Below are 14,697 nucleotides of genomic sequence, written 5' to 3'. Positions count from 1 at the left end.
CGGGGGGGGGGGGGGGGGGGCTAGTAGCGGCGGCCGCGGAGCTCGGCGACCAGGACCGCGGCCTGGGTGCGGCGCTTGAGGTCCAGTTTGGCCAGCAGCGCCGACACGTAGTTCTTCACGGTCTTCTCGGCCAGGTAGAGCCGCTCGCCGATCTGCCGGTTGGTCATGCCCTCGCCGATGAGGTCGAGGATCTGCCGCTCCTGCGGGGTCAGCTCGGCCAGCGGGTCCGGTTCGGCCTGGGCGCCGCGCAGCCGCTCCAGCATCGCCCCGGTGCTCCCCGAGTCCAGCAGGGAACCTCCCGCGGCGACCGTGCGCACCGCGCCGACCAGGTCGGCGCCGTGGATCTGCTTGAGCACGTACCCGGCGGCCCCGGCCATGACGGCGTCGTAGAGGGCGTCCTCGTCGGCGAAGGAGGTGAGCATCAGGCAGGCGATCCCGGGGTGGTCGGAGCGGATCTCCCGGCACACCTGGACACCGGAGCCGCCGGGCAGCCGCACGTCGAGCACGGCGACGTCGGGCAGGACGACGGGGATCCGCGACAGCGCCTGTTCGGCGGTCCCGGCCTCGCCCACGACCGTCATGTCGTCCTCGGTCTCCAGCAGCGCGGCCACACCGCGCCGGACGACCTCGTGGTCGTCGACGAGGAAGACCCTGATCTGCTTCCGAGCACCCTCGGCTCCACCGCCAGTCATCGGACCTCCCTCATCCCGCGTCCGCACGCACGTGACACCACTCCGATGAAGACGTTAATACCTACGCGGGGTGCAGCGGGGGCCTTAAGGCACCGAACTCCCCGGGCAAAGGTCCTGGAATCGGACAAAAATCTTGCCCGGGGAGCATAGTGCCTGATCACGGCTGGTGTGGATGTGACTACTGTCGCCGCATCGTCACCATCCCGTCACACAGTTTCTTTGTCGACAGGGCGGTCACCCTCTTTGTCGACAGGTCGCTCACCCGCCGACGCGGAGGTTCCACGGCTCCCGCGAAGGGTTCACGGGCGCCGCGAAGCCCAGGGACGGGCGAGCTCGAAGGCACGGCAGGCCCGGAGCACGCGTTCGTCGGAGTGGCGGGGGCCCACCACCTGGAGGCCGATCGGCAGCCCCGACCCGCTGAACCCGCACGGCACGCTGGCGGCGGGCTGCTGGGTCATGTTGAACGGATAGCTGAACCCGGCCCAGGACGTCCACCGCCGCCCGGCCAGCTCCGGAGGTGACTCCAGGCCGGCCTCGAAGGCCACGATCGGCATGGTCGGGGTCAGCAGCAGGTCGTAGGTCTCGTGGAAGCGGCCCATCCGGGCACCCATCGCCATCCGCAGCGCCATCGCGGTCAGGTAGTCCTGCGCCGAGTAGGTGAGGCCCTCCGCGATGATCTCCCGCAGCCCCGGATCCTGGAGGTCCCGGTCGCGCTCGGTGAGCTTCTCGGTGGCCTTGGCCGCGCCCGAGTACCAGAGCACGTGGAACTCGTCCGCGGACTCCGGCAGCCCCGGGTCGGCCTCCTCCACCGTGGCGCCCAGCGACTCGAACACGCGCACCGCGTCGGCGACCGAGCGGGCCACCTCCGGGTCCACGTCCAGCCCGCCCAGCGTGGGGCTGTAGGCGATCCGCAGCCCCCGGACCAGCTCCTCGGGGTCGGTGCCGCGGCCCGCCCCGGCCAGGCCGGGGCCCGGGGTCGGCATCGCCATCCAGTCCCGGGAGTCGAACCCGGAGATCACGTCCAGCATCAGCGCCATGTCGCCCACGGTCCGGGTCATCGGCCCGGTGTGCGCCAGCGACCCGAACGGGCTCGCGGGGTAGTGCGGGACCAGGCCCCAGGTGGGTTTGATCCCGCAGATCCCGCTGAAGCTCGCCGGGATGCGGATGGACCCGCCCCCGTCGGTCCCGGTGGACAGCGGACCCATCCCGGCCGCCACCGCCGCCGCCGAGCCCCCGCTGGAGCCGCCGGGGGTGGTGGACAGGTCCCACGGGTTGCGCGTGACCCCGGTGAGCGGGTTGTCGGTGACGCCCTTCCACGCCAGCTCGGGGGTGGTGGTCTTGCCGACGAACACCGCCCCGTGCTCGCGCATCCGGGCCACCACCGGTGAGTCCTCGTCCCACGGGCCCTCCTGCGAGGAGGTCACCGACCCCTTGAGGGTGGGCCACCCCTTCGTCAGGTGGATGTCCTTGACGGAGGCGGGCACCCCGTCGAGCCGCCCCTCGGGCTCACCGCGCCGCCACCGCTCGGCGGAGGCGCGGGCCGCGGCGCGCGCCTCCTCGGGGCGCACCAGGCAGAAGGCGTTCAGGGCGGGGTTGTCCTGCTCGATGCGTTCGAGCACCGAGTCCACCGCCTCCACCGGGGAGAGCTCCCCGGTGGAGTAGGCGTGCAGGAGTTGTTCGGCGGACAGGTCGGCCGGTGTCACGGGTTTCCCCTGACGCGCCGACGGGACGCCGGGTGCGGCGCCCTCGTCGGCCCCGGTGGAGCCTTCGGCCGTACCGACGGCCGCACCAGCGTTGTCGGTTTCGGCCCGGTCGGAACGGATCGTCACTTCAGCCTCCCAAGTCACGCGAGGGGTCAGCCGGGTACGTAGCCCCGGCTCTTGTCCACGACATTGCGCAGTTCCCGCCCGTCCAGGTAGCGGGCGAGGTTGTCCAGGAACAGCTCCAGCAGGTCCTCGCGCCAACCGATCACGTCACCGGACATGTGCGGCGAGACGAGGGACCCGGGCAGGCCCCACAGCGGGCTGACGGCCTTGAGCGGTTCCCGTTCGAAGACGTCCAGTGCCGCGCCGGCGATCGCGTCCCGGTCCAGGGCGGCGACCAGGTCGGACTGGACGACGATGGGGCCGCGGGCCACGTTGATCAGCCGCGCGGTGGGTTTCATCAGGTCGAGGAAGCGCCGGTCGACCAGACCCCGGGTGCTCTCGGTGAGTGGGGCGGCGACGACCACGTAGTCGGCCTCGGGGAGTTCGCCGTGCAGGGTGCGTCCGCCGCCGTCGGCCCGCTCGGCCAGGCTGGACTCCGCGACGGAGCCGAAGTCGGGGTCGCCGTCCCGGGCGTGGCTGCCCGAAGCGCGGACCTCCATGCCCACGGCCTGCAGCTTGCGGGCGATCGCGCGGCCGATGGGCCCGGTGCCGACGACGAGGGCGCGCCTGCCGGCCACGCGTTCGGTCTCACGGTGCTTCCACAGCCGTTCGTTCTGGTACCCCCAGGTGCGGTGGAAGTCCTTGGCGAACGAGATGACCAGACCCAGGACGTACTCGGCGATGTGCTCGTCGAACACCCCCCGCGAGTTGGTGACGGCGACGTCGCTCTCCACCAGTCCGGGGAACATCAGGTTGTCCACCCCGGTGGTGGCCGCGTGCACCCACCGCAGGGAGTCGGCCTTGGGCCAGGCGGCGGACAGCGCCTCGGTGAACAGGTCCCACACGAGCAGCGCGTCCGCGCCGGGAAGCTTCGCGGCCAGTTCGTCGGCGGTGGCGTAGACGACCTCCCCGAGTCCGGGGTGGTCGTCGATGCGCTCGTGGCCCGGCGGGAGGTCGTCGCCCCGGAGGACGACGAGGCGCGGGCGTTCGGGTGCGGACGGGGTGGAGGTGGAACTGTTCACGGGCGTGCTTTCCGGTTGCGGCGGTGCTCGGAGCTCGGCGCTCCGACCTTGTTCATCCTGCCGTCGGGAGGGGTGGATCCGCCCTGCACGGGAAACGCTAGGGAGCCGCCTGAGGATTGTCAACAATCCACAAAGCGGCTGTTTCGGGCCTATGGTGCTCTAAAGGGCATCACTCGCCCCCGCCGACGTTGGCGGGATACCCACACGTCCCGGGGTCTATTGCCGCCCCCGGCAGGTTGATCGTAAGATTGTCGACAATCAACAGTCCCGTGACCCTGGTGGCCGACAACTCCCGAAGTACTCCGTCGAAGGACAGCACTTGAAGGGAAGGCACTTGCCCAGGTACATGACCGTCACACTCGCCCAGCGCGGGGTCTCCTGCGTGGCCGAACTGCTCGACAAGGACGCGCCGCGCACCTGCGAGGCGGTGTGGAACGCCCTCCCGCAGGGCGACGCCGTCCAACACGCCAAGTACGCGCGCAACGAGGTCTACACGATGGTCCCGAGGTTCGCCGACCCCGAACCGGGCCAGGAGAACCCCACCGTCACCCCGATCCCCGGCGACATCGTCTACTTCTCCTTCGACGAGGGCATGCTCGACCGCACCTTCAAGGAGGACAAGGGCATCGGCCACCTGCCCGGCGTCATCGACCTCGCCCTCTTCTACGGCCGCAACAACCTCCTGCTCAACGGCGACGTGGGCTGGGTCCCCGGCAACGTGTTCGCGACCGTCGTGGAGAACCTCCCCGCCATGGCCGAGGCCTGCAACGACGTCTGGCGCTCCGGCAGCGTCGGCGAGCGCCTCCTCTACGAGCGGCTCGACCGCTGACCGGGCCGCCGGGACCGGGGGACGGGCCGACGGAAGCGCCGGCCGACCCGCAAGAACAGAACACGCCAGCACAGCACTGTGAACAGCCCTGGGAGGTGAGTGACCGATGCGGACCGAGAGAAACCGAACGGCCCACGACGACACGGAACCCGCGCGCTCCGCGGTGAACGCGCCAGTACCCGAGCAGCCCGCCGCGCAGGGGGTCGTCGAGCTGTCGGCGGCCACACTGACCCCGTGGCAGGCGGGGATCGGCGTGATCGCGCCCTACGACTTCGCGCTCGACCGTGAACTGTGGCGCTGGGCCCCCGACGACATCTCGCTGCACGTCACCCGCCTGCCGTACGTGCGCGTTCCGGTGACGGTCGACCAGGCCGCCGCGCTCAGCAAGGGCAAGGGCGTGACCAGGGCGGTCCGCGCGCTCCTGGCGCCCGAACCCCTCGCGGTCGGCTACGCCTGCGCCTCGGGCAGCTTCGTCCACGGCGCGAAGGGGGAGCGCGAACTCCACCGGACCATGCTGGCCGCGGGCGCACCGGCCGCCGTCACCACCTCGGGCGCGCTGATCCGCGCCCTGGAGACCCTGGACGTGGACCGGATCGCGGTGGTCACGCCGTACGTGGACAGCGTCACCGACCGCCTGCTCGGCTACCTCGCCGAACACCGCGTGGGGGTCACCTCCAGCGTCGGCCTCGGCCTGCTCAGCCACATCTGGAAGGTCACCTACGCCGAGGTGGCCCAGGCGGTGCACGAGGTGGACCGCCCGGACGCGCAGGCCGTCTACATCAGCTGCACCAACGTCCTCACCTACGACATCATCGCGCCCCTGGAACGAGAACTGGGCAAACCGGTGATAGCGGCCAACCAGGTCACCATGTGGGACCTGCTGCGGGCCGCCGACCGCCGGGCCGTGGCCCACGGGCAGCGGCTGATCGACGTGGCGGCGCCCAGCGCCGCGTGACCACCGCCCGGGAGGGCGCCCACGCCTCGAGGAGAACCATGACCCGTGTCGGAATCCTGTACCCCGGCCACAGCGCCGAGGACGACTACAAGACCTTCGCCGGAATACTCGGCGGGGGGATCGAACTGCCCGTGGTGCACACGCTCATGCGCGAGGACGCCCACCGTGTGGACGCCCTTCTGGACGTCGGCAGCGAGGGGGTGCTCGCCAAGGGCGCACAGGAGCTCAACGCCATGGAGGTCGACTCCGCGGTGTGGGCCTGCACGAGCGGGAGCTTCGTGTACGGCTGGGAGGGCGCCCGGCGCCAGGTCCAGGGGGTCCGGGACGTGACCGGAGTGCCGAGCTCCAGCACGTCCTTCGCCTTCGTGCACGCCCTGAGCCAGCTCCGCCTGACCCGGGTCGCGATCGCCGCGACCTACCCGGACGACGTCGCCCAGCGCTTCGTGGAGTTCCTCACCGAGGCGGGGGTCTCCGTGGTGTCCATGGCCAGCCACGGCATCGCCACGGCCGCCGAGGTGGGCCACCTCGACCCCGACGACGCGCTCGACTTCGTCATCTCCAACGACCACCCCAGGGCCGAGGCGGTCCTCGTCCCCGACACCGCCCTGCACAGCGCCGACCTCATCGAACCGATGGAGGCTCTGCTGGGCAAGACCGTGCTCACCGCCAACCAGGTGAGCGTCTGGGAGGGGATCCGGCTCACCGGCCGGCACGAGGCCCGGCCCGGCCCCGGAACCCTGTTCCGTTCCGGCTCCTCCGTGGTCAGGAGTGTGTTCGCCGCCGGTTAACCTCAGGGCCTGCCCGCGTCCGGTTCGTCACCGTTGCCCCGTCACCCTGATCGCCCTGCACGCCTCCGTCCCGAAGGGAACCCCATGTCAGCCCCTGGCCAGCTCAGACCCGTTCCTCGGCGGTCCACCGCCGAGCTGATCGCCGATCAGCTGAGAGCGGCGATCATGTACGGCTCCCTCGCCCCGGGGGACCAGCTCGGCGAGGCCGAGCTGGCGGGGCAGCTGGGTGTGAGCAGGGGACCGCTCCGCGAGGCCATGCAGCGCCTGGTCCAGGAAGGGCTGCTCCGCAGCGAACGGCACAGGGGCCTGTTCGTGCGCGAGCTGACCCCCGACGACGTCCGGGACGTCTACGTGGCCCGCCTCGCGGTGGAGCGGACCGCCTGCGAGCTGGTCATGCGCGGCAACCGCGGCGAGGCCCTGGCCCGCCTCACCCCCGCGGTGGACCGGCTGGCCGAGGCCGCGGCCAGCGGCGACCGGACCGCGATGAGCGACGCCGACCAGGAGTTCCACCGGACCCTGGTCAGCTGCTCGGGCAACTCGCGGCTGGAGCGCATGGCCCAGACACTGCTGGTGGAGACCCGCATGTGCCTGACCGTGATGCAGGACGTCTACCCCGAACCCCAGGAGCTCCTGGACGAGCACCGGCGCATCCTGGACGCGATCGTGGAGGGCGCCGAGGACCGCCTGGCCGAGCTGATCGAGTCGCACATGCTCGACACCGTCGCCCGGCTCGGCACCGGGACCCCGGCGCCTGAGCTCGATCCCGAGGCCTGAGAGCCGTCACGGCAAGGGCTGCCGTGGCCATTTCCGGTGCCGGGTACCGGACGGCCTCCCGAAACCGAAAGGACGGTCGGTCAATTCGCTGCGGGAAATTGCGTCGTACGGGTTGCGTGCGGATGGGTATTCCGTGCTAGCGTCCTTTTCGGCGGTATGGAAAAGCCATTTCGGATCCGGCCGCACGAACCCCTGACAGCCCCTGCCAAGGACCTCCGGTGACTGCACTCCACGGCTTCGCGAACGCCTTCGGCGCGCGTCTCGTGGTGCTCTCACTCCCGGTCCGGCGCACCCTGGTTCTGCTCGGCCTGCTGTGCGGGGCCCTGGCGGCCCTCTGGATCCTCGGAGCCTCCTCAGCGCAGGCCGCGGAGTCCGAGGGCCTTGCCCCGGCCGGTGACACCGGACTGGTGGAGACCACCGGCCGGGTCGACGGCGCGCTCACCGAAGCCCCGCACGAGGGCGCCGAGGCTGTGGCCCCGCGGGCGACGGAGAAGGCCGAAACGGTACTGGAACCGGTCACCGAGACCGTGGAACCGGTGCACGAGGCCTTCGACACCACCCTTGAAGGGACCGCCGCCGAGGTCGGCGGGCACATCGAGGGCACCGCCGCCCCCGCTGCTCCGGCCGACGCCGGGCAGGACACGGAGACCGGGACCGGGCAGGGGCGGAGTCCTCAGCCGGCCGCCGATCCGGCCGAGGAAACCGAACCGGAGGCCGGCACCGCCGAGCGCGTCCACGAGACTCCGTACGTGCTGGACGGCCTCCCCGAACCCGGTGGCACAGACACCGGGGCCACCGCGCCCGCGACCGAGGACGCGCCCCCGTCGGCGACCGTCCCGGCCGATCCCACCGCTTCCGCGCACATCGGTACGGCCACTGGCCCCGCCTGCGCGAACTTCCCCTCCCGCGTCGGCATTCCCGCGCCGACGCCCGGCCTCGACCAGGCCGCACGGCACTTCCTGCACGCGGTCCCCAGCGCCGCCGCGGACGAGCCGACCTTCGCACCCGACTAACGGGTCCTCTCCCTGTCGCCACGCCGCGACGTCCGGCCCACGCCCGACCCGCCCAGCCCCGGCCTCCTCGCCTGCGTGCGAGTGACCGCCAGGAAGCTCTGGGGACTGTCGTGAGTCCCGCTCTCCAAGGCCTGCCCAGCAGGCGTACTTGTCGACAGCAGCGGAGTTCACGTCAGTCCGCGGTCCGCCGGACCACTGACTGAGAACCCCGGCCGGGAGTCCCCTGGCACCGTCGTCCCCTGCGCGGACCCCCGGCCGGGCCACACACGAGAACGACCGAACACAGACTTTGAGGAAACCCATGTTCGACAGCGCCCGCACCCCGGCTCGGACCCTGCTGATCGCCGCGGCCACCGCCGGCTTCGTCGCCCTCGGCAGCGGTCTGGCCTCCGCTGACACCCTCGACCGCGTCGCCGCCCCGGGTTCCACCAACAAGATCGTCAACCCGGGCACGGTCAACAAGATCGTCAACCCGGGCACGGTCAAGAAGGTCGTGAACCCCGGCACGGTCGACAGGGTCGCCGACCGCGTCAACGCTCCGGACGTCTCCGTGCCCGAGGCCGAGGCTCCTGAGGTCGAGGCTCCCGAGGCCGGTGCGCCCGAGGTCGAGATCCCCGAGGTCACCGCGCCCGACGCCAACGACGCCGCGGACTCCGCCCAGGACCTGGTCGACGGCGTCGACGAGACCCTCCCCCAGGTGAACGTCCCGGAGCCGAGCACCGACGAGTACATCGCCGCCGCCCGGGGCGTCACCTACCCCGTGCTCTACGCCGTCGTCGTGGCCCGCGGTGACGCCGAGGCCGTCTCCGCCGAGGCCGCTTCCGTGTTGGGCCAGGTCCTGGACGGCGTCGACGCCGACCTGGAGGCCGTCGACACCCTGCCCGAGGCCGATGACCGTGTCGAGGCCCCCGACGCGGCTGACGTCGAGGGCGTGACCGACCTGGCCGAGCTGCCCGACGTGTCCGACATCGACACCGGCGCCCTGCCCGAGGCGCCGGGCGCCGAGGACGTCGAGGACGTCCTCGACGGTGCCGCCGACCAGTCCGGCCTGCCCGACACCGACGCCGTGGACACCGGCCTCCTCGACGCCGAGGTCCCGGACACCGACCTGACCGGCGGTCTGCTCTAGACAGACCACCGAAGGACCGCGCGCCCGTTCGCTGAGATCGGGTGCGCGGCCTCGGACAGTGTGAAAGCCGCTCCGCGTTGGCGGAGGCGCCCGTGGAACCGGGGGCTCACGGAGCGCCTCCAGAGGGGCCAGGGGGTACGGGAGGAACCCCCGCTGTCCGAGGCACCTCCAGCGGCCCCGGGAAAGGAAGACGGGTCCGCGGCCCGGGCGGGCTGCCGCGGGCTCCTTCCCGGGGCCGTGCCCCTCCTCGCGCCCCAGGCGCCGGGGGTGCCCTTTCCGTGTTCGAAATCCGCCTTTCCCGATTTTGCGTCGCGTATTTCGTGACGCCCTTTCCGCGGCGCCGTTTCACGATTTTGCGAACAGAGGGGAACAGGCGGGTTCGGTCAGGTGAGTCCGCCGATGCCCACGTACTTCGTGTCCAGGAACTCGTCGATGCCGACCCGGCCGCCCTCGCGGCCCAGCCCTGAGTGCTTGACCCCGCCGAACGGCGCCGCCGGGTTGGACACCACGCCCTGGTTGAGGCCGACCATGCCGGTCTCCAGGGCCTCGCTGACCCGCATGGCCCGGTTCAGGTCCCGGGTGTACAGGTAGCTGACCAGCCCGAACTCCGTGTCGTTGGCGACCCGGACCGCTTCATCCTCGGTCTCGAAGGTCAGCACCGGCGCCACCGGGCCGAAGATCTCGGTGTTGGACAGCTCCGCGGCGAACGGGACGTCGGCGAGCACGGTCGGCTGGTAGAAGTGCCCCGGGCCCTCGCCGGGACCGCCGCCGACGAGCACCCGGGCACCGCGCTCCACGGCGTCGTCCACCAGGCTCTGGACCTTGTCCCGGGCCTTCTCGTCGATCAGCGGGCCCACGTCCGCGGTCTCGTCCAGGCCCCGGCCCAGCGTGAGCGCGCCCATGCGCTCGCTGAGCCGCCGGGAGAACTCCTCGGCGATCCCGGACTGCGCGTAGATCCGGTTGGCCGCCGTGCAGGCCTCGCCGATGTTGCGCATCTTGGCGAGCATCGCCCCGTCCACCGCGGCGTCCAGGTCGGCGTCGTCGAACACCAGGAAGGGCGCGTTCCCGCCCAGCTCCATGGACGTGCGCAGGACCTGGTGGGCGCTCTGCTCCAGCAGCTTCTTGCCCACGGCGGTGGACCCGGTGAAGGACAGCTTGCGGATGCGGCCGTCCGTGAGGAGGGGCTCGGTGATCCCGCCGGGGTCGGTGGTGGGCAGGACGCTCAGCACGCCTTCGGGGAGCCCGGCCTCGGTGAGGATCCCGGCCAGCGCCAGCGCGGACAGGGGGGTCTGGTGGGCGGGCTTGAGGATCATCGTGCACCCGGAGGCGATGGCCGGACCGATCTTGCGGGTGCCCATCGCCATGGGGAAGTTCCAGGGGGTGATGAGCATGCACGGGCCGACCGGCTGGCGCATGACGAGGAACCGCGACTTGCCGTCGGGCGAGGTGGCGAAACCGCCGTCGATCCGCACGGCCTCCTCGGCGAACCAGCGGAAGAACTCGGCCGCGTAGGCGATCTCCCCCTTGGCCTCGGCGAGCGGCTTCCCCATCTCGAGGGTCATGAGGACCGCCAGCTCCTCCTGGCGCTCCATGAGCAGCTGGAAGGCCTTGTAGAGGATCTGGCTGCGCTCGCGGGGCGCGACCTTCGCCCACTCCGGCTGGGCCCGCACGGCCGCCTCCAGGGCCTCCAGGGCGTCCTCCTTGCCCGCGTCCGCGACGTCGCACAGCACCTTGCGGGTGGAGGGGTCCTCGACCTCGAAGGTGGCGCCGGAGGAGGCGTCCCGCCACTTCCCTCCCAGGAAGAGCCTCTTGTCCACCTGCGCGACGACCCGTGCTTCCTGATCCGACATGTTCTCTCCTTGGTCGACGGGCCGCCCCGGTATGGGCGGCCTGTGGTCAGAACTGCCCGACGTGCGCCCGCTGGACACCGCCACGCCCCGGATGTTTCCATAGCAGCGTCGATTGTCAACAATCCTACGGAACCCGATACAAGGAATTGAGGCCATCGCATGGCGGAGCTCTCCCCGGCCCTCAAGCAGGCGACCCCGGTCCTCGCCGCACGAGGCGAGGGTGTCTACATCTACGACGAGGACGACCGGCGCTTCCTGGACTTCACGGCAGGGATCGGTGTCACCAGCACCGGGCACTGCCACCCGAAGGTGGTCGCCGCCGCCCAGGAGCAGGTCGCGACGCTGATCCACGGCCAGTACACCACCGTGATGCACAAGCCCCTGCTGCGACTCACCGAGCGGCTCGGCGAGGTCCTTCCCTCCGGTGTCGACCGGCTGTTCTACGTGAACTCCGGCAGCGAGGCCGTGGAGGCCGCACTGCGTCTGGCCCGCCAGGCCACCGGCCGGCAGAACGCCGTGGTCTTCCAGGGCTCCTTCCACGGGCGCACCATGGGAGCGGCCTCCCTGACCACCTCCGGGGTGAAGATCCGCGCCGGCATCGGCCCGCTCGTCCCCGGGGTCGTGGTCTCGCCCTTCCCGTACGCCTACCGGCTCGGCATGACCGAGGAGGAGGCCGTCGCCTACGCGCTGCGCGAGCTGGACTACCAGTTCGCCACGGTGACCTCCCCGAAGGACACCGCCGCCGTGTTCATCGAACCGGTCCTCGGTGAGGGCGGCTACGTGCCCGTCCCCGCGGCGTTCCTCCAGGGCCTGCGCGAGCGCGCCGACCAGCACGGGTTCCTGCTGGTCGCCGACGAGGTCCAGACCGGCTTCGGCCGTACCGGCACCTTCTGGGGCCACGAGCCCTCGGGGATCCGCCCCGACATCGTCATCACCGCCAAGGGCCTGGCCAGCGGCTTCCCGCTCTCCGCCATCGCCGCGCCCGCCGCGATCATGGACAAGGCCTGGCCGGGCTCCCAGGGCGGCACCTACGGCGGCAACGCCGTGTCCTGTGCCGCCGCCCTCGCCACCCTGGACGTCATCCAGGAAGAAGGGCTCGTGGAGAACGCCGCCCGCCAGGGGGAGCGCCTGCATCAGGGCCTCGCCAAGGTCGCGGAGGCCAACCCCGCCATCGGTGACGTCCGCGGCCGCGGCCTGATGCAGGCCAACGAGTTCGTGACCCCGGACGGCAGCCCCGACGCCGCAGCCGCCCAGCGCGCCCAGCAGGCCGCCGCGCAGAACGGGCTCCTGCTGCTGACCTGCGGCCCCGCGGGCAACGTCGTCCGCTTCATCCCGGCCCTCGTGGTCGACGCCGACCAGATCGACACCGCCCTCGAGCTGTGGGCGGCCTCCCTCGAAGAAGCCGGCTGATCTGCCCGGACGCCGCCGGGAGACCGGCGGCGTCCGCATGGCCCGCGTCACACCCACAAATGGCGCGAAGGCACTCCAGCACCGTGATAGAGTCGGAGACGTCGCAAGGGAGAGCACGGCTCACCCGGGCGACACACAACTGAAGACCTGCACTCGTAGCTCAATGGATAGAGCATCTGACTACGGATCAGAAGGTTGGGGGTTCGAGTCCTCCCGAGTGCACCACCTTGAGACAGTGGAGAAGCCGCCCGAACTGTGAGAACAGCTCGGGCGGCTTCTTTTGTGCCATGGGTCGGAGAGGCCTCTTACAGGCCGCGATGCACATTCAGTGCAGATGCCCGGGGTCGGCCCGGGGCCGTCCTCGGTATCGGTGTCAGGCGGCGAGCACCCGTGACCGGGCGGCGTCCATCGCTTCGGCCACCTCGTCCAGGCGGTCCGGGAACAGGTGCCCGTACCGGTCGAGGGTCATCGTGGCGGTCGCGTGCCCGAGCATCGCCTGCACGACCTTCACGTCCGCCCCGGCGGCGATGGCGAGTGACGCGGCTGTGTGCCGGAGCTTGTGCGGAGTGAGTCCCATGCCCGCAGCGCGGCGGCCTCGTTCCAGCGGAGGTAGACGAAGTGCGAGGTCAGCCGCTCGGAGCGTTCTCGGCTTCCCAAGCTGATAACGCGGGTTCGATTCCCGTCATCCGCTCCGTTCGAAAGACGGCCCCTGAGCTGCGAAGATCTTTCGCGCACCAGGGGCCGTTTTCGCGTTCCGAGTGCACCAGCGGGTGCACAGAGCCCCGCATGACGCACCCGGCTCCCGTCATACAGTCCTGTTCGCGTGTGCCCCCGGGTGCACGAACGCGCGACACCTCTGCGCGGGAGGTCAGTTCACGGGACTCACCTATGCCGAAGAGTTCGCGGGCCCTGGTGTCCACAGAGGTGGAGATCCGGGCTCACTCGTGATCGCCCTTGACGTCTTTCTGCGCCGGCGTAGCCTCCTTGGCTCCGACCAGCGCCTCAACGCGCTTCTCGCCGAGAAGCGAGGTGACCGGTAGAGGAGCTCCAACGCCAGGTCAGCAAGAAGATGGATCAGTACGGCAGTCGACCTGCTCAGCTGCACGTCACCTTTCGGGAGAACGAGTGCGCAACGGCACTGCTACCTGCCCTGCAAGATCTCTCGCCAAGGCGATCACCCTTCTTCGCTGTCCTTGATGGTCGGGGAGGCCCTGCCCCGATCCCTCTGGAGATCTCCCCGAGCGCTGCCAAGCGACCCGAAGGAGAGGTCCTGGTCACCTTCCAGTCCCAGCACTTGGTCCGCTTCGCTGAGGTCGAGGTGCGGGCGCAGGCAGGTGACAGACGTTCTGTGGCGGCGACCAGCACCCTGGCCTGTGGATTCTCGTCTTTATGCAGTTCAGGGCCCTGGCGCTGGGCGGTGACACGAGAGGCCACCGGGTCATCCCGAGCTGGGTGACGGGCGCTCAACAACGCGACCACGCGTTCCGGGGCAGGAAGTGGGAGAGGTCGTCCAGCGCCTCGCGGGGAACGAATACCGGCCGCGTGAGTAGGTGATCGCCTGCGCGCTGCACGTCCAGAATCGCGCCCAGTGAGTCCGATCCAGGAACTCCCGCACTCATGTAGGTGAGCTCCGAATACGGCTCGCGGTTCTCGGCACGGTCGAGCATCCACTGCTCCAGCGCGGAAGGAGACCGGCCGACCAGGGCTTCCCCCTCCACGAAGACCTGGGGCCCGCGCAGCGCGTCGACCACGACTCCGGCCAGCCGTTCCTGCTGGTAGTACAGCTCCAGACCGAACTTTTGATACACGCCCTCCACGATGATGTCCACGGTCTCGTTCGCGGGACAGCGAAACCTGTGCCGCTGGTCCTCACTTGTGACACCGCTGAGTGCCTCAGAGATCTCGTTGGGAGTCATTCCGAACGCCAGTGGCCCCACACTCACGAAAGGGTCCAGGGTCCACTGCTGGCGTTCGTCATCCGCCAGTACCTGCCACCAGTTGAACATGACCACTGAGGCTATGGCAGTGCCACGGCTCTAGGACCACCGGCCACAAGGGACGTTCAGTGGCGGCAGGGAGTGCTTCCCACTCACTCTTTGGAGTGGGTTGGGGGTTCGGGTCCTCCCGAGTGCACCACCTTGGGACAGTGGAGAGGAAGCCCGGTACTTGCTCTGGCAAGCCGGGCTTCCTCTTGTACTGGCCCAGACCCCGCGCCCGAACTGCGAAAGCAGCTCGGGCCGTTTCTTTTGTGCCATGGGTCGTAGAGCCCTCGTCAGGGCCGTGATGCACATTCAGTGCAGATGCCCGGGGCCGGCTCCGGGCGCGGTCTCAGACGGTGAGCACCCGGGTTGGGCTTCCTGGTAGCAGCCC

General features: G+C 70.5%; 13 protein-coding genes and 1 tRNA gene. 8 read left to right on the top strand and 6 right to left on the bottom strand.

The features are described from left to right. Positions 1-20: 20 nt before the first annotated feature. From D458_RS0117175 to D458_RS0117165, 3 genes are all read right to left on the bottom strand, one after another. Positions 21-692 carry a response regulator gene (locus tag D458_RS0117175; protein WP_017587989.1) on the bottom strand — a complete coding sequence of 224 codons (672 nt, stop codon included), beginning with the start codon at positions 690-692 and terminating at the stop codon, positions 21-23. Positions 693-991: 299 nt separating this feature from the next. After that, complete coding sequence (locus tag D458_RS0117170; protein WP_017587988.1) at positions 992-2,521, bottom strand: amidase; 1,530 nt, start codon at positions 2,519-2,521, stop codon at positions 992-994. Positions 2,522-2,547: 26 nt separating this feature from the next. Continuing rightward, the gene (locus D458_RS0117165; RefSeq protein WP_017587987.1) at positions 2,548-3,579 is read right to left on the bottom strand and encodes a D-2-hydroxyacid dehydrogenase; all 1,032 of its coding nucleotides are present in this window, start codon (positions 3,577-3,579) and stop codon (positions 2,548-2,550) included. 346 nt (positions 3,580-3,925) lie between these two features. On the opposite strand from D458_RS0117165, the gene D458_RS0117160 reads away from it, so the two are divergent. The 6 genes from D458_RS0117160 (at position 3,926) to D458_RS34885 (ending at position 9,067) form a co-directional block, all read left to right on the top strand. After that, the gene (locus D458_RS0117160; protein WP_017587986.1) at positions 3,926-4,408 is read left to right on the top strand and encodes a DUF3830 family protein; all 483 of its coding nucleotides are present in this window, start codon (positions 3,926-3,928) and stop codon (positions 4,406-4,408) included. 106 nt (positions 4,409-4,514) lie between these two features. Next, positions 4,515-5,363, top strand: a complete 849-nt coding sequence (locus tag D458_RS0117155) for a maleate cis-trans isomerase family protein (RefSeq protein WP_017587985.1) — start codon at positions 4,515-4,517, stop codon at positions 5,361-5,363. A 38-nt stretch (positions 5,364-5,401) separates the two neighbouring features. Next, a complete protein-coding gene (locus tag D458_RS0117150; protein ID WP_017587984.1) occupies positions 5,402-6,151 on the top strand; it encodes a maleate cis-trans isomerase family protein in 750 nt (249 codons plus the stop codon). An 84-nt stretch (positions 6,152-6,235) separates the two neighbouring features. Beyond that, positions 6,236-6,925 carry a GntR family transcriptional regulator gene (locus D458_RS0117145; RefSeq protein WP_026119401.1) on the top strand — a complete coding sequence of 230 codons (690 nt, stop codon included), beginning with the start codon at positions 6,236-6,238 and terminating at the stop codon, positions 6,923-6,925. A gap of 218 nt (positions 6,926-7,143) precedes the next feature. Further along, entirely contained in the window at positions 7,144-7,938 is a 795-nt protein-coding gene (locus D458_RS0117140) for a hypothetical protein (protein ID WP_026119400.1), read from the top strand. 301 nt (positions 7,939-8,239) lie between these two features. Beyond that, positions 8,240-9,067 carry a hypothetical protein gene (locus D458_RS34885; protein ID WP_017587982.1) on the top strand — a complete coding sequence of 276 codons (828 nt, stop codon included), beginning with the start codon at positions 8,240-8,242 and terminating at the stop codon, positions 9,065-9,067. Positions 9,068-9,450: 383 nt separating this feature from the next. On the opposite strand, the gene D458_RS0117130 is transcribed toward D458_RS34885, so the two are convergent. Beyond that, a complete protein-coding gene (locus D458_RS0117130; RefSeq protein ID WP_017587981.1) occupies positions 9,451-10,917 on the bottom strand; it encodes an NAD-dependent succinate-semialdehyde dehydrogenase in 1,467 nt (488 codons plus the stop codon). A 159-nt stretch (positions 10,918-11,076) separates the two neighbouring features. On the opposite strand from D458_RS0117130, the gene D458_RS0117125 reads away from it, so the two are divergent. Then, entirely contained in the window at positions 11,077-12,327 is a 1,251-nt protein-coding gene (locus tag D458_RS0117125; protein WP_017587980.1) for an aspartate aminotransferase family protein, read from the top strand. Between the two features lie 149 nt (positions 12,328-12,476). Continuing rightward, positions 12,477-12,552: transfer RNA gene (locus tag D458_RS0117120), tRNA-Arg, on the top strand. A gap of 148 nt (positions 12,553-12,700) precedes the next feature. Here the strand turns inward: D458_RS0117120 and D458_RS0117115 are convergent. Both D458_RS0117115 and D458_RS34880 read right to left on the bottom strand, forming a co-directional pair. After that, entirely contained in the window at positions 12,701-12,904 is a 204-nt protein-coding gene (locus tag D458_RS0117115) for a tyrosine-type recombinase/integrase (RefSeq protein ID WP_017587979.1), read from the bottom strand. An 886-nt stretch (positions 12,905-13,790) separates the two neighbouring features. Continuing rightward, complete coding sequence (locus D458_RS34880; RefSeq protein ID WP_017587978.1) at positions 13,791-14,333, bottom strand: hypothetical protein; 543 nt, start codon at positions 14,331-14,333, stop codon at positions 13,791-13,793. Between the last annotated feature and the right edge of the window lie 364 nt (positions 14,334-14,697).

Origin of the sequence: Nocardiopsis ganjiahuensis DSM 45031 (assembly GCF_000341085.1) — a bacterium.
GTDB lineage: Bacteria > Actinomycetota > Actinomycetes > Streptosporangiales > Streptosporangiaceae > Nocardiopsis > Nocardiopsis ganjiahuensis.
This window is presented reverse-complemented; position numbering and strand designations above follow the sequence as displayed.

Coding starts and splice junctions, on each gene's coding strand:
- D458_RS0117115 (WP_017587979.1), bottom strand. CDS start 12,904: ATGGGACTCACTCCGCACAAGCTCCGGCACACAGCCGCGTCACTCGCC.
- D458_RS34885 (WP_017587982.1), top strand. CDS start 8,240: ATGTTCGACAGCGCCCGCACCCCGGCTCGGACCCTGCTGATCGCCGCG.
- D458_RS0117125 (WP_017587980.1), top strand. CDS start 11,077: ATGGCGGAGCTCTCCCCGGCCCTCAAGCAGGCGACCCCGGTCCTCGCC.
- D458_RS0117145 (WP_026119401.1), top strand. CDS start 6,236: ATGTCAGCCCCTGGCCAGCTCAGACCCGTTCCTCGGCGGTCCACCGCC.
- D458_RS0117155 (WP_017587985.1), top strand. CDS start 4,515: ATGCGGACCGAGAGAAACCGAACGGCCCACGACGACACGGAACCCGCG.
- D458_RS0117130 (WP_017587981.1), bottom strand. CDS start 10,917: ATGTCGGATCAGGAAGCACGGGTCGTCGCGCAGGTGGACAAGAGGCTC.
- D458_RS0117150 (WP_017587984.1), top strand. CDS start 5,402: ATGACCCGTGTCGGAATCCTGTACCCCGGCCACAGCGCCGAGGACGAC.
- D458_RS0117160 (WP_017587986.1), top strand. CDS start 3,926: ATGACCGTCACACTCGCCCAGCGCGGGGTCTCCTGCGTGGCCGAACTG.
- D458_RS34880 (WP_017587978.1), bottom strand. CDS start 14,333: ATGTTCAACTGGTGGCAGGTACTGGCGGATGACGAACGCCAGCAGTGG.
- D458_RS0117175 (WP_017587989.1), bottom strand. CDS start 692: ATGACTGGCGGTGGAGCCGAGGGTGCTCGGAAGCAGATCAGGGTCTTC.